This window comes from Paenibacillus sp. FSL K6-1230 (genome assembly GCF_038002385.1).
In the GTDB taxonomy this organism is placed as follows: domain Bacteria; phylum Bacillota; class Bacilli; order Paenibacillales; family Paenibacillaceae; genus Paenibacillus; species Paenibacillus massiliensis.
The window spans coordinates 470,125-489,590 of record NZ_JBBOCK010000001.1 but is presented as its reverse complement, the minus strand read 5'-3'; the positions used below and the strand labels follow the sequence as shown (position 1 = coordinate 489,590).

Sequence of the window (19,466 nt, the reverse complement as noted above, 5' to 3'; positions counted from 1 at the left end):
TATACAAAAAAGATCGAAGACAAAGCTTTATCCAGCCTGCCCTCGATCTTAGATGTATTCCCTACGTATCATTACCGCACAACACCGTGATACCCCTTGCTGACGGCGATATCACTCATGTTGCGAGTATATTATCTAACTATAATGAACGCAGCCTACTTGCTCCAGCGCTCTAATTCAGCTTCTTACCAATCACATGACTGAGCGGAATGAAACCAAGCACCCGGCTGTCGTTACTGTTATTGCGATTATCTCCCATCACGAAGACATAGCCCTCTGGCACGTCCCACGTCTGGTCCCCCTGATCCATCATCTCTTCCTTGATATATGGCTCATTCAGCAGTGTACCATTCAAATATACCTGACCTTGATTCAGCTCAAGCTCGTCGCCAGCCTTGGCGATTACACGCTTCACATAGATGGAGTCCGTCGGCTCATCGCTCAGCCAGCGCATGATGGGCTGCTCCATGATATCATCCCGAATGGTGCGCGCCTCATGTACACGACTATCAATAATGACTATATCCCCGCGCTCTATCGTTCCCGGGAACGTATTGGGGATCTTGGATACTAGCACCTTCTGTTGGTCATGTAACGTCGGGTCCATAGAATGACCTTCAACCGTATAAGGTTGAATACCAAAAATACCGATAACTAATGTAATGACGATCGCAATCCCAAAGGAGCATATCCAGCTCAGCATACTTTTGAAGAACTTTACCATGAATCATCTCTCCCGTACAATCTAGCTTAAATTCTATATGATCTGGATTAGAAATCTTACGATTGTTCAGATCTGTTAACCCTAGTATACACTTTCTAGTAAAAAGAAAGCCAATCTCTCACTACAGTTGTGTAAAATAACGGGCTTCGTACAATGATTTTACAATTTGGCGTCCTGAAACTTGATATTGTGTATTAATGTAGTATTATGAACCAAGGCTTCAACAATTGCGTATGTACTTATGGATTCATTACAGATTGTGCCACTAAGGCACGAATGATGTGTTCAAGATTACCAGGTAGGTGAAAATATGCTTCCTTTCAGAGAGCGCTTAGCATCTCTCAAAATCATTCAACTGGTGGTCTCCGCCTATCAGAAACGAATTGTACGCCTGATCATTCCGGTAGTTATTATTACCCTGGTCGTGTGGCTGGGTAGCCGGGAGCTGCAATCCATTAATCCGGGACGCATGCTGAACGAGCTGCGGGGCTTATCGTCTGGCTCCATTGTCTTCATGTTCATTTTCTCGCTGATTGCTGCTGCTGTCATGAGCTCCTATGATTTTGTGATTCGGCGCCATTTCAAGCTGGAGGTCACCCGCTGGGCAGCCTTTCGGTATGGATGGATCGCCAACACCTTCAATAATGCCTTTGGCTTCGCCGGCTTTACTGGGGCGGGCTTGCGGGCCTTGCTGTACAAGAAGGGCGGTGTACCACTCAAGACCATTACGACTGCGGTTATCTTCCTGTCGCCCATTGTAATTATTGGTCTGTCTCTACTGGCATGGGCATGTATTCTGCATATTCTGCCCGTAGGTGCCATGCTGCAGGAATATTCCTGGCTTCGCTGGGCTGTATGGGGGATGGCAGCGTACTTTCCAGTATTTATGTTGCTTCAGCGCACACCCATGTTCGGCAAATGGTTCAACAAAGGTGAGGGACAAATTCCGTGGAAGACCATTCTGGCCTTCCTCCTCTCCTCGGTGCTGGAATGGCTGTTCGCAGGCCTTGCATTTGCCGTGGCCGCACTTCAGATTCTGAATGGCCTTCCAATAGACGCCTTGATCGGGATTTATGTCGTGGCGGCTATTGCCGGCATTATCAGTCTCGCACCAGGCGGTCTGGGCGCATTCGATGTCACCACACTGCTAGGCCTCCAACTGCTGGGGGTAGACGCGGATCGTGCTGTCACCGTCCTGCTCCTCTTCCGACTGTTCTACTTCGTCATCCCTTGGCTCATCGGGATGGTGCTGGCAGCCCTTGAAATGATGCCCGGACGGGAGAAGCTTGGAGAGCTTGCCGGAGCTGGCTGGACCTATTCGCTGAACAAATGGCAGCGATTCTGGGGCTGGCCTGGGCAGTTCCGCTTCCTGGCCGACCTGAGCGTATGGGCACTGAGCAAGCTGGTGCTGATCGCCGGCGCAGTCTTGCTGCTATCGGCTGCTGTACCTGGTCTGCTATACAGGCTTCGCTGGGCCGAGCATCTGCTGACGCTACCGATCATGCGGCTGTCCCACGATATTTCCGTCATGATCGGGATTATGCTCATTGTACTGTCTCACGGCATATCGCTGCGAATCAAGCGAGCACTGCGGCTGACACTCGTGCTACTCCTTGCCGGGGCCGTCTTCACCTTCGTGAAGGGACTGGACTTCGAGGAGGCGAGCTACCTATTGTTCGTTGCCCTGATGCTATGGCTGTCCCGCTCTCGCTTTTACCGGATTGGAGCACCGCTGCGGAGGACGAATCTGTTCATCTGGGGCGGTATATCGGTCCTTGTGACCGGAGTCTACCTCTTGATTGGGGCTGGTGGCTATCGTTATTTCTCACACTGGCTGCCGCAAGGTATGAACTCGCATCTGTTTATTGGCCCGAATCGAATCGCGATTACAGCGGTCCTCAGCCTGCTGTTCGCCTGGATTTTCCTGACGATGTATCTGGTGCTTCGCCCTCAGCGCAGCAGATCCGAGCAATTGGATGAGGAAGCCTTGGACAAGCTTGAGCAATTCCTGGAGGACGAGGACGGTCATCTGCTGACACACATGCTGTTCCTTGGCGACAAGCATCTCTACTGGGCCTGTGATGGCAACGTATTGATTCCATATGCACGCACCCGCAACAAGCTGGTCGTGCTCGGTGATCCATTGGGCCCTCGGGAGCAAATTAGCCGAGCTATACAGGAATTCCAACAGTATGCGGATCGCTACGCCCTGCTCGTGGTATTTTACCAGGTGTCCCCAGACTACCTGCCCATCTATCACGAGAATGGATACCGCTTCTTCAAGCTGGGGGAGGTGGCTCTTGTCAGGCTGGAGGAATTCACCATCTCCGGGAAGAAGAACACGCCACTACGAACCGTCAGGAACCGTTACGACCGGGAGGGCTATTCCTTTGCCATGGTGCATCCTCCATTGACTCCATCCCTGCTGGAGCAGCTTGAGCATGTATCATGCGAGTGGCTCAAGGGACGCAAGGAAAAAGGCTATTCTCTCGGCTGGTTCCAGGAATCTTATCTGTCTCGCGCACCAGTAGCACTCGTACGCAATCCAGATGGGGATATCATCGCATTCGCTTCTCTGGCCCCAGCCTATGACGGGGATGACAAGATCGCCATTGATCTCATGCGACATCTACCTGATGCTCCGAATGGGACGATGGACTATCTGTTCACTCATGTCATGGAATGGGCGCGGGAGGAGGGCTACACGACCTTTAGTCTCGGAATGGCACCACTGTCCAGCGTCGGCCAGAACGAGAAGGCTCTGCGTGAAGAACGCATGGCACGGCTGGTCTTTCAATACGGTGGTAACTGGTACGGATTTCAGGGACTCAGGCGGTATAAGGAAAAGTTCAACCCCTCGTGGGAGCCACGTTATCTGGCCTATCCCTCCTCGGTGTCATTGCCCATTCTGACCGCCGACCTGCTGTATCTGGTCTCAAAAAAGATGAAATAACACCAAAAGAGGGACTGCCTCCGTTCACCACAGTTAGTGGCGACAAGGCAGTCCCTCTTCGCATAATATTTATAACTTATATTGTTCGTTAACCGGATACGCTTGGTCAGGGATATGACGTTTCTTAGAAGCTGCCGCGTACAACTACGTCTTCCAGTGGCAGGCGACCTGATGGACGAGCAGGCTCCAGTGCTGTTCCTACCGTGATCAGCATAACTGGAATGTAACGCTGAGGAATCTGGAAGCTCTCGATCAGCTGTGCCGGATTGAAGCCGCCCATAGCGCAGGTGTCATAGCCAAGAGATTTGGCAGCCAGCATGATGTTCTGTGCAGCCAGAGAAGCATTCAGGATTGCAGAATCACGCGCTACCTGCGGATTTTGATAAGCTCCGTTAATTTGTCCTACCAGCGCATCACGCACTTCAGCAGGCAGGAAGCCATTATCAACAGCCTGGTCATAGATAAATGTATTACGGTTAGCCTCAAGATCACCAAGGACGGCAATCGTCACACTGCTATCTGCAACCTGGCTTTGATTGTAAGCGATAGGCAGCAGCTTCTGCTTGTCAGCCTCACTTTCAACCACGAGGAATTTCCAATGCTGAAGATTCCAAGCAGATGGAGCTTGGCCAGCAGCACGCAGGATCGCTTGCAGATGCTCTTCAGGAAGAGCTGCATCCTTTACATACTTCTTGACAGCATGACGCTCGCTAATGACACGCAGCGTCTCGTTATGTTCAATGTTAGACATGGTTCACACTCCTAGAAATATAAATATTGTTTTCGCGAATCAGCGACAGCGAGCTCCTCGTCCACGGATCTCCGAAAACTACCTCAACCCAGCAAGGATGCACCATGACTCACGGCTCACGTAGTCTTCGGAAAACCAGCAAATGTAATTTTATTAGTTACAACTAAGAATGTCAAGCATAGCTTTACATAATCAGGTAATCCTAGATATGATATTAACAGATTCAAATGATAGCGGCTCATTAAGGAATGTTGTCCTACTTCAGGAAGAGCCAGATTATACTATATAAAGGGGATTTTTTATGCTTGGTTACAAAAAAAGCGATCTGGTTCTCTTCGGTGCATGGGTTGTCGCATGTATCGCCACACTAGGGAGCCTGTATCTCAGTGAATATCTGGGGTACGAGCCCTGCAAGCTCTGCTGGTATCAGCGTATTCTGATGTATCCACTCACCGTGCTGCTAGGGATTGCCTATTTTCGTGGTGATACGGGTGTTCGGACCTACGTGCTGCCACTGGCTGGGATCGGCGCAGCCATCTCAACCTATCATGTCATTATTCAACGGATTGCTGCTTCCCGCGCTTCTGCACCTTCAGGTGGTACCGCTTGTGGGCGTGTCTCCTGTGAGAATGACTATTTGAACTGGTTCGGATTCATTACGATCCCGATGCTGGCCTTGATTGCCTTCATCATGATTATTGGCGCCATGCTGTACCTGGTTCGAGCAGAACGCAGTGGCAAGAACTGATCATTGGCATTCCAAGAGTAACTGTATATTATAACCATCAAGGGTTATACTGTAGTCTGTTACATAACCTGCTCTCATATTCTGTATAACCACGCTGAGGGATCATTACAGTTCAATCACAGCTGAATGGACATCGACTGCGAGCATCAGGCCTACTAAATATGGTATACTATTGTAGTTAAAATTCAAGATATCAACAATACATCATAAAAGCAACTGTATCTCCAGAAGGAGGTTCCTGCATGTTTCAGATTAACCCGACTTACCTGCAATATGGCGCTACGTTTGGCATGCTTACCATTGCGCTGATGGCTATTTTCATACGTATGAAGGTCGGACACCGTCCGGTGAACAGCAAGACCATTATTATGCCCCCTGTAGGCATGGCGACAGGATTTGCGATGTTTGTCGTACCGGATGTGCGTATCCCGCTGTTATGGGCGCTTGCTTCGTTCTTGATCGGATGGTTCATTTTCTCCTATCCGCTCATTCGCAGTACTCGCTTCGAAGTACAGCAGGGTCAAGTCTTTGTCCAGCGCTCGCGGGCATTCTTCTTCATTCTGCTTACGCTGCTAGCTGTGAGACTGCTGCTGCACGAGCTAGTCTACATGTACATTTCCATCCAGCAGACGGCAGGTGTATTCTTCATTCTCGCCTTCGGTACACTGACCCACTGGCGACTCTATATGTACAAGGAGTATCGCAAAATCCAGCCAACTGCCCCTGCGGATCCGCATTCGCGGAAGGAAATGTAGCCGGGCAAGAAGTCGTAACAGCCCAGTAACAACATACAACGAACAACATGAGGCAGTCATCGGGAGATGGCTGCCTTTTTTTGCTGACACCTTGAACCACATAAGCATAATTGCCGAAAGGGGACGAGTACATGGGCCGTCTAAAAAGATTCTTGCTTTTCTTAATACCCTTCACGATACCTTTTTTTATATATTGGGGATATATGGGCTTTATAGCCATTAAGATGAATGAGTATGAGAGGCTTACGGAAGATTACCTGTATCAAGAAAAGCTATACGCCCAGCGTGAGGTCGATTCCATCACAAGTATGCCTTCCAAAGGCGGAAAGTTTGGTATACATATACTTGTTCGTTTTAATGATGAACCTGATATTACGTACTTCTATGTTATGGATTCAAAAACGGATAAGCTCCGCCAAGTCTATGCTATGAAAGATAACTCGACTGTTGAAGGCCGCCATAGTGAGACACGGTAAATCACATACTCACTTATTTATGGATTCGCTTACATTTCAATCATTAGCTACGCATGCGCTTTTCATAAATAAATAGACCGTTTTCTTCTTTGGTTTTGACATAACCACTTTTTTCATAAAAATAATGATTACCAACACTCCAACTCGGAGTATCCAGCCACCATTTTTGCGCCTCAGGGTACTCAGCTTCTATTAGCTTGATCACTTGGTAGCCTATCCCTTGATTCTGATGCTTGGGATCAATATAGATTCTCCCCAGATTATATACAAGATTGCTACCCACAAAAACGATAACACCACCAACAATTTCACTATTTTTTACGATCTTATAGTAATGTCCCTGTTTCATGAATTCAATTTGTGATTCTTTAGAATCGTAGCCATCAGGGCCACCTGGCTCATGATTAAAGGTTCTTGACTCGTCGTCAAAACTCTCTTGCTGAATTTGAGTCAGTAGCTCAGAGTCATCTACATTGGCTTTTTCGATATAAACATTCATTCTCCTGCCCCTTCCATCTCAATTTAAAACAAACAAGACTAACCGATATGGCTAGCCTTGTTCATCATACGATTACTGCTCCGTCAAAATTACAGGTCCATCTGCAGTAATCGCAATCGTGTGCTCATATTGTGCGGATAGTCCGCCATCCAGTGTGCGCGCTGTCCATCCGTCCTGATCAATCTTACAGCGATAAGTGCCTGTGTTCAGCATCGGCTCGATCGTAATGACCATGCCTTCCTTCAGGCGCGTGCCGCGGTGCGGAGGTCCATAGTGAGGAACCTGCGGCTCCTCATGCATCTTCTCGCCAATACCATGACCGATGAAGTCACGCACGACAGACACACCCTCTGCTTCGGCAAATACCTGAATAGCATTAGAGATATCGCCGATGCGATTGCCGATCACAGCCTGCTCAATCCCTTTGTACAGGGATTCCTTCGTCACATCCAGCAGCTTGCCAGCCTGCTCGGATACGTTACCCACAGCATAGGACCAAGCCGAGTCTGCGAGCCAGCCATTCAGGTTCACGACCATATCAATCGTTACGATATCGCCATCCTGCAGTGGTGTCTTGTTCGGGAATCCGTGGCAGATCACATCATTCACCGATCCACAGGTAGCATACGGATATCCATTATATCCCTTCTGCTCAGGAGTAGCTCCATTCTTGCGCATGAAGGCTTCCGCAAAGGCGTCGATCTCCATCGTGCTAATGCCTGGACGAATCAGCTTCGCAATCTCCCTGTGGCAGGCTGCGAGAATCTCTCCCGCCTTCTTCATATGTTCTATCTGTTCTTTCGTCTTCAAAATAATCATCAGGTGGTCTCCTTAACATGGTTAAAATGCAAATACAGCTTCCTACGCTTGTAGCCTACTGTATATTGTATCTCGAAACGACAAGAATTGAAACGTTGTTGGCCCGGCTTGCAGTCAGAAAGTACAAAAGCTTATGATAATTGTAACTTTCCATAATATAAGCTAGACGGGACCTTTGAGAGGAGGAAACAGCTTGACCGCACCACAATATATGATTGGCGTAGATATCGGAACTACCAGCACCAAGGCCGTGCTTTTCGAGGAACAGGGACGTGTCCTTGCCCAGCATCATGTCGGATACCCGCTAGACACCCCCGAGCCTGGGGCTGCCGAGCAGGACCCGAAGGCTATTCTGGAGGCTGTATTAACGGTGACCAAAGAGGTTATGGACAAGAGCAAGGTTGCCCCTGAGTCTGTTCTCTTCGTATCCTTCAGCTCAGCCATGCATAGCATTCTGGCTGTGGATGCAGACGGCGAGCCCCTCACAGCCTGCATTACCTGGGCAGACAATCGAAGTGCCGATTGGACACGCGTCCTGACTGAACAATTGAACGGGCATGAGATCTACAGACGGACTGGAACACCGATCCACCCTATGTCTCCATTAACCAAGCTAATGTGGATCACTCGTGATCTGCCACAGATCGCTGAACGCGCCTCTAAGTACATTTCCATCAAAGAATATATATTTGCCAAGCTGTTCGGTGAATATGTCATAGATCATTCCATCGCTTCTGCTACAGGAATGCTGAATCTGAAGCAGCTCGATTGGGATGCCGAAGCCTTGGCGGTAGCTGGCGTTACCCCGGACCAGCTCTCGAAGCTCGTACCGACGACTCATATTATGAAAGGGCTTCAACCAGACTATGCTAAGCGCATGGGGCTGGATCCAGCCACTCCATTTGTCGTTGGAGCCAGTGACGGGGTACTCTCGAATCTGGGGGTAAACGCCACCGAGCCCGGGGTTGTGGCTGTCACCATCGGCACCAGTGGTGCCATTCGAACCGTTGTAGACGAGCCCGTCACGGACCCGAAAGGACGATTCTTCTGCTACGCTCTGGCAGAGGGTAAATGGGTCATTGGCGGACCTGTCAACAACGGCGGTATCATCTTCCGATGGATACGAGACGAATTCGCGGCTTCGGAGGTCGAGACAGCCAAGCGGCTAGGACTAGACCCATATCATGTATTGACGAAGATCGCTGAGCAGGTGCCTGCTGGGTCAGAGGGGCTATTGTTCCATCCTTATCTATCGGGTGAGCGTGCTCCACTCTGGAACCCGCAGGCAAGGGGCTCTTTCTTCGGCTTAACATTGCGGCACAAGAAGGAGCATATGATTCGCTCTGCACTGGAGGGCGTACTGTTCAATCTGTACAGTGTAATGCTTGCCATGGAGGAGGTCATTGGTCGTCCTGCATTGATTCATGCCACGGGTGGCTTTGCCCGCTCGGAGCTGTGGCGGCAGATGATGGCGGATATTTTCGACCAGGAGGTCGTCATTCCTGAGAGTCTGGAGAGCTCCTGTCTCGGAGCAGTCATTCTGGGACTGTATGCACTGGAACGAATTCCGACGCTGGATGGAGCAAGCTATATGATGGGCACCACATATCGGCACAAGCCTGTTCACAGCCATGTCGGAGTATATCGTGAGCTGCTGCCAATCTACATTCGCCTGTCCCGCAAGTTCGAGGAGGAATACAGCGAGCTAGCCAGCTTGCAGAATCGTCTTACCCAGGAGGCCGCGAAGCAATAGCACAGTTGATGGTGGGTAGTTTGAAAGGGTAGCGTGAAAGCATCGTGGACATGAAGAAGCGTAAAGGTTCGACTTTAGCTTGCCCAAGCTTGAAACCACACCGGGACACGAGCCGTATATGATGAAAAGCTAAAATTTTAAATACAAGGAGTGTCGAATATATGCTACGCAAAATCATAAACAAGCTTCTTCATTCCACATCCTCATCCTCGCACAAACGCCATTACAGCAGCTCACGCGGGAAACAATATAAGCGGTATTCGAGCAGTGATCATGGCAGAGGCTATAGACGTAAGATGTCCTCTTCGGATCTGAAATACGGTAATCGTTCACACGGTCAGGATTACTACAAGAACAGACACAGACGCTATTCCAGCTCCTAAGCTGTAAAGGCTATGCAGCTATGCAGCTATGCAGCTATAAGGCTAATAAGCTATAAGGCAATAGTGCATTAGCCTCTAGGCACCACCTTGAGAGCTTAGCCTTCGAGCATCAGGAACTGAGCAACAATCTTTGAGGAAAATTCGATGAGCAATAGCATCTAAAGCGAGCAGTACAGCAGCAGCCTTCACCCATGATCCTACGAGGTGAAGGCTGCTTGGCTTGATGTGATCTGTGGCAATCAAGGAACTAGGGTCATACTCTCTCCATCATAGATTATGCTGCCTGCAAAACTTTTGAAACTGAACGTGAGCGGCTGTTTGTATTGCTGATCGTTCAGAATAATAATTAGAGAGTCCTCTTCTGTAGTTCCTCTAGCTCCTATCTCCATATTAAAATCGTACTTCTGTCCATTCGCATCTGCCCAATCAAATGTTTCGAATGAATAGGGCGGAGAACCTGCGAGCTTTAGAGAAACCCATTTCTTCCCCCCCTCCTCGCGAATAATACTGCTCTTGATTCGGTCATCCGATGCGTACACCTGCTCGTTACGCTCCGTATCCAGCTTGATTTTGATATCTGTGTCAAACCTGAAGCTCATACCTCCCAGCGTAAATCGCATAGGCGTAGCTTCCCGATACCAGCTGCCTGGGAAATAGATCGTATGCTGTCCGCTACTATTGTCTATATCCTGATACATATGCAAAATCTCGCTAAACTGATGATCCTTACCGAGCTGCAATCGAGGATCGAGCAGGTGATACGTTGGCCGATTCTTGACATCAACCTCCCGAATCTTCACATCCGAGCGAAGTGGGGTCTGCGTAAAGCCTTCAAGCACATACTCCTTCTCACCGATCTTGAATGGCTTCTCGATCACGGCCTCTCGGTGCAAGTCAGCGAATCTGCTCTGGTCCAATTGTACCTCCGTCTCGAACCATCGCCCATTATGCAATCCACCAGTCTTGCTCTCCTCCTGAATATATCCCGTTAGCCTGAATTCAGATGGTACATATTCTCCTGTTGGAAAGTCGAAGGCAATCTTATTTTCCTCCTTTATGATCTGACCCTCCATCATATATGGCATATAGATAGCAGATGTAGGCTTGCCATCTCGATCCAGAAGATGTAGCTTGTTATTCTCAAGGCTCACCTTATTTGAGGTAGATGAACTAGTCAGATTGTAGAACACAATCACACGCTGTGAATCGGCAATCGCACCATCAATCTGCATGACATAAGGTCCAGACTCCAGCGTCTGATTCAATGACTGATATAATCCATGCTCGACAGCCTGTAGCAGGGTATTATCCTTCTCCACAAGCTTCTGTACATACGTCGGAAGTGCAGCTATAGCATCCGAGGAAGCGGGCTTGGCAGGCTCTCCCTGCGGCATATAGTATAGTGAGGCCAAGATAGCCAGACAGATCGCGATGACTGCTCCACCCCATCTCAGGATATAAGCAAAGCGGCGGCCACGTTTTCGCTCCGCCGCCTGTCGCAGCCCTTGCTTCATCGCTTGTTCCAGCTGAACCTCCTGAATTCTTCTTTCCGCCAAACGGCTGTCTTCGAAATATCTGCGCAGCTGCTCCTCATGCTCTCCCATGCTGCACCTCACCTCCAGTCTCCAGCTTGCCCTTCATGAGCTTCAATCCCTTGTATAACCAGGTCTTTATCGTTCCTTCGGGCTTGTCTAATACTCTGGCGATCTCCGGGATCGTCATATCCTGATAGTATTTCAGCACGAGCACATCTCTGTACTTGGGCTTCATGTGCGCCAGAGCCTCCTGCAAATCAAGCTTGCTGTCGCTAATCATTTCGCTCGTCGTCTGACTCTCATGATTGAACAAGGGCTGGAATCGTTTGCGTCGCTTCAGCTCATCGGCACAAATATTCATCAGGATGCGGATGAGCCAAGGAATCATGGTCTCTGGCTCCCGCAGGCCACCACATTTGAGCCATCCCCGGCACACGGTCTCCTGAAGGGCTTCCAGGGCATCAGCCTCAGAATGCAAGTAGCTATAGGCAATCCCGTACAAGCGTCTTCTATGCACAGCAATCAATTGCTGAAATGCCTCTTCATCCCCGGCACAGGCCCTCTCTGCAAGCTGCTTTTCTTCCACTAGCTCCATGATGCAATACTCCTCTCCATTCGCATGCTATGAACTCGGCCGAATCTTATCATGCTATTAAAGAGACTTCACAGCCCCGTAGAAAGTTTTGACTAATGCGTTTTTTTCTTCCACACATGACAAAACACCCTTGACCTGCATCGGCTTCATCCGATACGGCACAAGAGTGTATTGGACACAGAGATCACGTAACTCAGTGACTGGTACTCGAATTAAAATAGTTCGGTCGACTAGCAGATGAATAACATTTGCGCAATAATTACCAGCAGAATGAACAGGACAAGAATGGCGCCTGTAGAGGTAAATGGTCCTGGACAATACCCATAGCTAGGCCCGTAGGAACCTCCTTTATCACCCCCGTACGCCGGCCCAATTCCCATATTCTTCGCTTTACCGCTCATGCACAGCACCCCTTTCGCTCATTTTCCATACCATCCTATGTAGACGATCCTATAAGCGTAAGGGACAATATCCCATTTTCAGTGAAATTCGCCCGCTAGTTGGGTGTGCAGTTGCTGTAGATCATGGCGCAATTCAAGCGTATCCTCATAGCAGGGGCCTAATTGCAGCAGACGCTCCAATATATGACGAGTGCCTTGATGCAGCTGCAGCTCCTGCTCCCAGCCTGCAGGCGGCTGCTTCGGTGCAGATGACAGCGACTCTGTAACCTCGACCGTCTCATACGACGTATAAAGCAGGAACAACAGATGATGTCCCAGATCGTAGAGATCACTCTGAATGACTGGGAGACGTCGCTGTGGATCCCGCTCATTTAGTAGCTGTTGAATGGCCGCTGTAGCTGGCTCTTCCCCACTCGGCAAAGCGAGGCCAAAATCAATCAGATACAGGTCCTCGCCATGCAGGATAACGTTAGGAATCCTCAAATCCATATGCACAAAGCCACGCTCATGCACATACTCCACCAGCTCCAGCAGGGACAGCATATAAGATACGCATTCCCGCTCATTGAATTGGTGCTGCTCCTGAAAGATCAATTCCTCCATATTGCGACCTTCGACAAACGTTGTCACTATATATTGTCGCTTTTTATAAGTAAAGGCTGCCTTAAGTGCAGGAATACGCGGGTGCTCCAGCTGACTTAAGGCAGTGGCCTCCTGCTTCAGCAGCAGCTCTCCTCTTGCCTTCTTGCTTGGTCGGGCTTGCTTGAGCGCATAGATCCGCCCATCCTGCTCGTCAGTACACGCGTAGGTCAGGCCATAACTACCCTCACCCAGCAATTCATGTATTTTGTAGCGGTCGGCAATGATCTCCCCCGGCTCACAAGGATAATCCTGCCATGCCTCAATGCTCCTCCGAATATATCCTAAGACCACTGTTCCTCCTAGCGTAAGAGGATGGACTGTCGCCATCTTTACAGCCCCATTATATCATTAGCCAGCAGACCTATGCCTCCCTGCTCTTGCGCGGCACCAGACCCAGTAGGGCAAAGATAGAGCTGCGGGTCTTCTTTTTACGACCTTGGTACGTACGCAGACTGGTGATCAGCTGACGATCACGCTCCTCCTCCGTCCTTTCCTTGATCCAATTCTTCTGCTCCTCCAACTGGGCAGTCAGCTGACTATTCAGCTGCTGCAGCTGTAGCTGTCCTTCCTCCAGTTCCTCAATACGGCGATACAGCTTGTCCCAGTCCGGGTTTACGGCCTCAGGGCGGAAAGATATTTGCTGCTCTGTCTGCGGTGTTTGCGGTGTCTGCGCTGGCTGATCTGAGCCCCCAGCCTGATCGAACTGCATGGATGAACCCGATTGTATAGGTTGATCTAATGGTAGTCGCTGACCTGATGATAGCGGCTGATCAGACTGCAGCACGGAATTAGACTGCAGCTCCCCGACGGCTGATTCCATATGAATGTCCTGTCCTAAAGTTTCGTTCAATTCCCTCCGCGACAGTGAAGGCTGATCCTCCTCCATTCGTTCTGCCTTCGCTTTGCCCGTGTACTCCTTCTCGGATGCTGCCGCTGTGACTGCCTCCACAAGATACCTCAGCTCATCGCCCTTTTCGGCCCTTTTGGCCGAATACAGGAGCATTGCCGGCTCTTCCTCCATCCCACTTGTCACGCTCACCCCTACGCTCCCTGAATTATGAATATCGTATGCTGCACGCTGTCCATCTTCCGCGAACAGGGCTTGTTCTACAGCCTCTGACAGCAGCAAATTATTTTCCCTCAATGCCGTCTTCAGCAGCCTGAACCGTTCCATATCCTTCTGAGAGAACATTCTGGACTGGTTCGCCGCTCGCTCAAAGCGGTACCCCTTCTCCTCCATTGCAGCAGCGTACTTACGAAGCGTACTTGTTCCTACGCCAAGCTTTCTGGCGATATCGGCGGTTGACTTCAGCTCTTGCATTCGTAATCCCTCCTGAATCTATAATGGATGCAGCCTTCTGACATGACGGCTCGTATACCGAAGGGTAACCTCGGCTTTTCGCAATGTAATTCCAATTCGCTTTTAGAGCGGCGATCTCCTTTGGCTGAATTCTTCTAATATTGAGGATTACTAAGAACTTTTGTCGTTCGCGCATTCGTCAGTTTTCTTGTCATGAAATGATCAAAAAACTGTCGGTTTTATCGCTTGTTCACCTGTATTTTTCTGGAATGAAATGTTTTAGGATAGAAATATCTATAATTCAATTGCATTATGTGAAGAAACGTGACGTATACCTGGGCTTTTGCATAGACTATATTAAGAAGGATGTTCATCCACATAGGAGGCTGTATCGAATGAAAGGGAAAACGCGTAAAGTGGCAGTGATCGGTGCGGGGATGGTAGGCTCCAGCTGTGCCTATTCCATGGTGAATCAGGCGGTATGTGATGAAATCTTGATTATTGACCGTTCCAGCGACCGGGCTCTCGCCCAAGCACTTGATCTGTCCCATTGCATGGATTTTACCCATACTCGAACCAAGGTCTACCCAGGCACCTGCGCCGATTGTACAGATATGGACGTAGTGATTCTGACGGCTGGAGCCAACCCACAACCAGGGCAATCCAGACTGACCGTCCTAGAGGCAACAGCTACCATCATTCAAAATGTTGTTCAAGAGGTGATGGACAGTGGCTTTCAGGGGATATTCGTAATTGCCTCCAATCCGGTGGATGTCGTAACCTGTCTTGTGCGGCAGCTCTCAGGCTTCCCACGCTCCAAGGTCATTGGCACCGGTACATCCATTGACAGCTCCCGCTTAAAGACACTGCTCTCGGAGGTATTTGCCATTGATCCCCGCAGCGTCTCCGGGTACGCATTAGGTGAGCATGGCGAATCACAGTTCGTCGCCTGGTCGCACGTCACTATTGGCGGCAAGCCTATTCTTCATATCCTACGGCAGCATCAGGATCGGTTCGCTCATGTGGACCTGGAGGATATCGAGCGCAAGACGCGGGATGCTGGCTGGGAGATTTTCACCCGTAAGGGCTCCACTCAGTTCGGAATTGGAAATGCACTGGCCTACATCACACGCTCCATCCTGAACGATGATCGCAAGATTACAGCCGTCTCAGCGGTGCTCGAAGGAGAATACGGCCATTCCGGGCTGGCCATCGGGGTACCGGCGATTATTGGCGGGGCGGGAATTCAAGAGGTCGTAGAGCTGGAGCTGACAGCGGAGGAGCAGGTCAAATTCAATCAATCCTGCAATATCATCCAACAAAGCCTCGACCAACTCTCTATCGTGTAATCACTTCTTCAAAATAGACCGCCGCCCCTGGGAAGTTGAGCGGATCGAAGAGCTAACAACGCTCACAGATCATCTCATCCCGGGGCAAGCGGTCTTTTGTTCACGTGCACATTTTTCTTACTCACACTTTACGAATCGCTTCATACAAGTTAGATGTAAGTAGCATGTACTCCTGACCTGTGTAGCTATCCTAATAAAATCTCAAGCAACCAGCTACAAGCCGTTTCAACACTTCATCCTGTTAGCGTGCACCAACATTCGTACCCGCTGGCGTTCCGGACCCAATCAGATCACTGCCTGTTGCCAGCTTCAGGAAGTTGCCAAGCTGCAGGGAGCCATCTGCACTCCGAATGACCGAAGGACTGAGGCTGGCAAAGTCCTCTGCACTCACGACCAAGCCTTTGGCATTCGTGCTCTTCTTGTTCTTCCACCATACGTTAGAGCTATCGGTATCCGTACCACTAGTCTTATCACTGCTTCCGCCATTGAACGACAGATTGTTAGTAAAGATATGCGTTCCATTATCAAAAGCAAAATTGCTTTGCCCGTTGGCCCATGAAGTGTTATTCTTCATGCTGATGCTGCCCGGATTGCTGTTGAAGGTGAAGCCGTGCTTCTTATTCTGGAAGGCAATGCTGTTGGTCACGATATGATCAACACTGATCTTCTCCCCACCCAGCTTGAAGCCGTTGCCATCACTGTTGGAGGTCGATGTACCGTCCTCTGTGTGCCCATTCTGATAGGCGATACTATTGCGGATTGTGACTGCTCCGATGGCGCCCGTATCCGACTTCGAGTAGAGATCCCATCCATCGTCTACATTATATGCCGCCAAGCACTCATCAAAGACATTGCCTGGGCCAACAGTCAGCTTAGCTGCGAAGCCGTCTGCATCCTCACCATCATCTGGATCAAAGTTATTGTGTGAATAGGAACGAATGACTTCATTGTAGCTAGGCCACTCACTCTTGGCTGCGGTTGAGCTGTAGCGGGCGATTTGAATCCCTGTGTCACGATTATGATGCGCTTCTATATTTTCGAGGCGGTTATAGCTCCCCCCGATGAATACGCCATTATCTCCGGCTCCCTTGACCTCCAGACCCTTCACGAGCCAATAGTCGCCAAATAATTGTAAACCCCGATTCGCCGAAGCGAATTCCTGGGCAGAGAAATCAAGAACAGGCTTCTCGCTTCCATACGCTACGAGCCCCTTACGGCTACCGGATGTACCACTATTCCCGCGCTCAATGGTAATCGTCTGTCCATAGCTGTACGTGCCTCCACGCATATAGATCGTTTTGCCAGGTGCAATCTGGGTTAACGCTGCCTCCAATGTCATTGGACTGCTTAACGTGCCCGGATTGGTTGCGCTTCCATTAGGAGCTACATAAAGATCCGTAGTAGCCAAGCTGATGACTGCCTCCTCAGGCTGTGCCTCCGAAGCCAGAACATAAGATGGAGATGCATAGTAAGCGCTTCCAGCAATGAGAGCCGCAACAACCCCTGTGATTACTGTAGCCGAAGACCATTTCGATTTGGAACGGGTATGGGCTCGTCCTGCACTTGCAGTGTTACGATTGGATTTGATTGTACTCAATGGATATTCCTCCTTTGAATTATGAATCATGTCAATCCTACGGCCGTCTCCACGCTCTTAGCTCCCGTAAGAGCCTCTCCCCTCCTTAATGGTCGATTGGGCGCTGCTTGTACACAACCACTGTAATACGTGAGCAGCCTAAAGCCTATACACAAGTACATCATACACAGATCAGGTATTATATTCCAGTGCTTTTTCTTACATTCGCCCTAAATTTTTGTTTTTTTTTGGAATTTGGAGCACAATAGATGTCGTATGCCCGGCATACTTCTTCTAACCTGTTACAAAGAACAGGGCTTGCGGGTAATGATTAGCTAACCTGTTACCAAATCCTCCAACCCAAAAGGAGTGAATGTCCATGCTACTGGAGGCAATACACCATGATCCGAAGCGCAACTGGGCTTTTGGATATGATGAGAAGACCATCTACCTTCGTCTGCGCACGAAGAAGAACGAGATGACTGAGGTTCATGCGCTAACCAGAGATAAGTATGACTGGGAGCGGACGCGTGAGCTCATCCCTATGTACAAGTTCGCTACCGACAGCCGATTCGATTATTACGAATGCAAGGTCCAGCCACGCCACCGTCGTCTGAAATACAGCTTCCTCCTGTGCTCGGGAGAAGAGCAGCTATGGATGATTGAGCATGATTTTGTAACAGAAGAGCCCGAGAATCCTGATCGCATGTTCCAGTATCCTTTTCTCAACCCTATCGATATTCTCCGACCACCTGCTTGGGTCAAGGATGCTGTGTTCTATCAGATCTTCCCGGAACGCTTCGCGAATGGCGATCCCTCCATTAATCCTCCGGGGACAGAGCCCTGGGGCGGACAGCCACGGTTCGACAACTTCTTCGGCGGGGACCTGCAAGGCGTGCTGAATCATCTGGATTACCTGGAGAGCCTTGGCATAACAGCTATCTACTTCACTCCTGTGTTCCAGGCGACGACCAATCATAAATACGATACCGAGGATTATATGAAGGTGGACGCCCACTTCGGCGATGCCGCTCTGCTGAAGACGCTGGTGGATGCGTGCCATGCGCGAGGAATCCGGGTGCTGCTGGATGCCGTGTTCAATCATTCGGGCAGGACCTTCGCTCCGTTCGTGGATGTGCTGGAGAAGGGAGAGGCCTCCTCCTATAGAGACTGGTTCCATGTACATAGCTTTCCCTTGACTGTAAATGATGGCATACCTACCTACGATACATTCGCACTGGAGCCGATGATGCCCAAGCTGAATACAGAGCATCCCGAGGTGAGGAGCTATCTGCTACAGATGGCCGAATACTGGACGAGAGAGATCGGCATTGATGGCTGGCGCCTGGACGTTGCCGATGAGGTAGATCATGCCTTCTGGCGAGCCTTTCGTACGACCGTGAAATCCATTAATCCCGAGGCTTATATTCTGGGAGAAATGTGGAATGATTCTGTCGAGTGGCTGCAGGGTGATCAGTTCGATGCCACGATGAACTACCCTTTTACTAGATCGGTTATTGATTTCTTCGTGGATAATAAGACAGATGCTGAGCAGTTCGCCTTCTCCATCGGCAATCAACTGGCCCGCTATCCTCGTCAGGCTGCCGAGGTTGCCTTCAACCTGCTGGACAGTCACGATACTCCGCGCCTGCTCACCTTATGCAATGGAGATACGCGGCTCATGAAGCTAGCGGCGCTCTTCCAGTTCACCTACCTCGGCACACCATGTATCTACTATGGTGATGAGATTGGCATGGATGGCGGGGCAGACCCGGATTGTCGGAAATGCATGCAATGGGACGAGGAGCTGCAGGATCGTGAGCTGTTCTCCTTCTATCAGGAATTGATTCAGATGCGGCATGAGCATCCTGCTTTGCGTGCTGATGGAAGCTTCCGCTTTCTAGAGGCGAAGGCGGGCAGTGGATTAATTGTCTACGAACGTCGCTCACACCAAGAGCATCTCCTGATTCTGCTCAACCGTGAGAACCATCCGCAAGCAGTCAGGGTGGCATTAGAGGCAACAGGTGCGACACCTCTGAAGCCACGATATGGCCATTCGCAGGGAGTCCTCCATGAAGACATTCTGGAGACGGAATTGCCGCCCTTCGGTTACGCAGTATGGCAAGGCGCCTTGTAGATTGTTAGAGGTGATCAGGCCTACCCCACGAATCGCTGATCCGATAGGAATGTAAGCCGCATTCAAGAGC

At 49.8% G+C, this 19,466-nt stretch carries 17 protein-coding genes; 7 read left to right on the top strand and 10 right to left on the bottom strand.

Features of this window, described 5'->3' with window-relative positions; genetic code table 11:
• Window positions 1-172: 172 nt before the first annotated feature.
• Window positions 173-724, bottom strand: coding sequence for a signal peptidase I (gene lepB / locus MKX74_RS02190; protein ID WP_018887149.1), 552 nt, complete (start codon window positions 722-724; stop codon window positions 173-175).
• 310 nt (window positions 725-1,034) lie between these two features.
• Here lepB and mprF point away from each other — a divergent pair, with 310 nt between their 5' ends.
• Window positions 1,035-3,677, top strand: coding sequence for a bifunctional lysylphosphatidylglycerol flippase/synthetase MprF (gene mprF, locus MKX74_RS02185; protein WP_341177350.1), 2,643 nt, complete (start codon window positions 1,035-1,037; stop codon window positions 3,675-3,677).
• 124 nt (window positions 3,678-3,801) lie between these two features.
• On the opposite strand, the gene MKX74_RS02180 is transcribed toward mprF, so the two are convergent.
• A complete protein-coding gene (locus MKX74_RS02180) occupies window positions 3,802-4,428 on the bottom strand; it encodes a nitroreductase family protein (RefSeq protein ID WP_018887151.1) in 627 nt (208 codons plus the stop codon).
• 301 nt (window positions 4,429-4,729) lie between these two features.
• Here MKX74_RS02180 and MKX74_RS02175 point away from each other — a divergent pair, with 301 nt between their 5' ends.
• The 3 genes from MKX74_RS02175 (at window position 4,730) to MKX74_RS02165 (ending at window position 6,407) form a co-directional block, all read left to right on the top strand.
• On the top strand, window positions 4,730-5,176 hold the full coding sequence (locus MKX74_RS02175) for a disulfide oxidoreductase (RefSeq protein ID WP_025678238.1): 447 nt from the start codon (window positions 4,730-4,732) through the stop codon (window positions 5,174-5,176).
• Window positions 5,177-5,418: 242 nt separating this feature from the next.
• On the top strand, window positions 5,419-5,931 hold the full coding sequence (locus tag MKX74_RS02170) for a CcdC family protein (protein WP_341177349.1): 513 nt from the start codon (window positions 5,419-5,421) through the stop codon (window positions 5,929-5,931).
• A gap of 131 nt (window positions 5,932-6,062) precedes the next feature.
• Window positions 6,063-6,407, top strand: a complete 345-nt coding sequence (locus tag MKX74_RS02165; protein WP_341177348.1) for a hypothetical protein — start codon at window positions 6,063-6,065, stop codon at window positions 6,405-6,407.
• A 43-nt stretch (window positions 6,408-6,450) separates the two neighbouring features.
• Here the strand turns inward: MKX74_RS02165 and MKX74_RS02160 are convergent, their stop codons facing one another.
• Together MKX74_RS02160 and map are read right to left on the bottom strand one after the other, a co-directional pair.
• Window positions 6,451-6,906, bottom strand: coding sequence for a GNAT family N-acetyltransferase (locus tag MKX74_RS02160; protein ID WP_341177347.1), 456 nt, complete (start codon window positions 6,904-6,906; stop codon window positions 6,451-6,453).
• Between the two features lie 72 nt (window positions 6,907-6,978).
• On the bottom strand, window positions 6,979-7,725 hold the full coding sequence (gene map, locus MKX74_RS02155; RefSeq protein ID WP_018887156.1) for a type I methionyl aminopeptidase: 747 nt from the start codon (window positions 7,723-7,725) through the stop codon (window positions 6,979-6,981).
• 193 nt (window positions 7,726-7,918) lie between these two features.
• Between map and gntK the strand changes: the two genes are divergently transcribed.
• Window positions 7,919-9,478, top strand: coding sequence for a gluconokinase (gene gntK / locus MKX74_RS02150; protein ID WP_341177346.1), 1,560 nt, complete (start codon window positions 7,919-7,921; stop codon window positions 9,476-9,478).
• Between the two features lie 622 nt (window positions 9,479-10,100).
• Here gntK and MKX74_RS02145 read toward each other — a convergent pair.
• From MKX74_RS02145 to MKX74_RS02125, 5 genes are all read right to left on the bottom strand, one after another.
• Window positions 10,101-11,465 carry a DUF4179 domain-containing protein gene (locus MKX74_RS02145; RefSeq protein WP_341177345.1) on the bottom strand — a complete coding sequence of 455 codons (1,365 nt, stop codon included), beginning with the start codon at window positions 11,463-11,465 and terminating at the stop codon, window positions 10,101-10,103.
• Window positions 11,452-11,991, bottom strand: a complete 540-nt coding sequence (locus MKX74_RS02140) for a sigma-70 family RNA polymerase sigma factor (RefSeq protein WP_341177344.1) — start codon at window positions 11,989-11,991, stop codon at window positions 11,452-11,454. Before MKX74_RS02140 ends, MKX74_RS02145 begins: the two co-directional genes overlap by 14 nt.
• 230 nt (window positions 11,992-12,221) lie before the next feature.
• On the bottom strand, window positions 12,222-12,392 hold the full coding sequence (locus MKX74_RS02135) for a hypothetical protein (protein ID WP_341180682.1): 171 nt from the start codon (window positions 12,390-12,392) through the stop codon (window positions 12,222-12,224).
• 78 nt (window positions 12,393-12,470) lie between these two features.
• Window positions 12,471-13,325 carry a serine/threonine protein kinase gene (locus MKX74_RS02130; protein WP_341177343.1) on the bottom strand — a complete coding sequence of 285 codons (855 nt, stop codon included), beginning with the start codon at window positions 13,323-13,325 and terminating at the stop codon, window positions 12,471-12,473.
• 70 nt (window positions 13,326-13,395) lie between these two features.
• The gene (locus tag MKX74_RS02125; protein ID WP_341177342.1) at window positions 13,396-14,355 is read right to left on the bottom strand and encodes a hypothetical protein; all 960 of its coding nucleotides are present in this window, start codon (window positions 14,353-14,355) and stop codon (window positions 13,396-13,398) included.
• 374 nt (window positions 14,356-14,729) lie between these two features.
• On the opposite strand from MKX74_RS02125, the gene MKX74_RS02120 reads away from it, so the two are divergent.
• Complete coding sequence (locus MKX74_RS02120; RefSeq protein WP_341177341.1) at window positions 14,730-15,683, top strand: L-lactate dehydrogenase; 954 nt, start codon at window positions 14,730-14,732, stop codon at window positions 15,681-15,683.
• Window positions 15,684-15,924: 241 nt separating this feature from the next.
• On the opposite strand, the gene MKX74_RS02115 is transcribed toward MKX74_RS02120, so the two are convergent.
• Window positions 15,925-17,280, bottom strand: coding sequence for a right-handed parallel beta-helix repeat-containing protein (locus tag MKX74_RS02115; RefSeq protein WP_341177340.1), 1,356 nt, complete (start codon window positions 17,278-17,280; stop codon window positions 15,925-15,927).
• A 358-nt stretch (window positions 17,281-17,638) separates the two neighbouring features.
• Between MKX74_RS02115 and MKX74_RS02110 the strand changes: the two genes are divergently transcribed.
• The gene (locus MKX74_RS02110; RefSeq protein WP_341177339.1) at window positions 17,639-19,396 is read left to right on the top strand and encodes an alpha-glycosidase; all 1,758 of its coding nucleotides are present in this window, start codon (window positions 17,639-17,641) and stop codon (window positions 19,394-19,396) included.
• The last annotated feature ends 70 nt before the right edge of the window (window positions 19,397-19,466 follow it).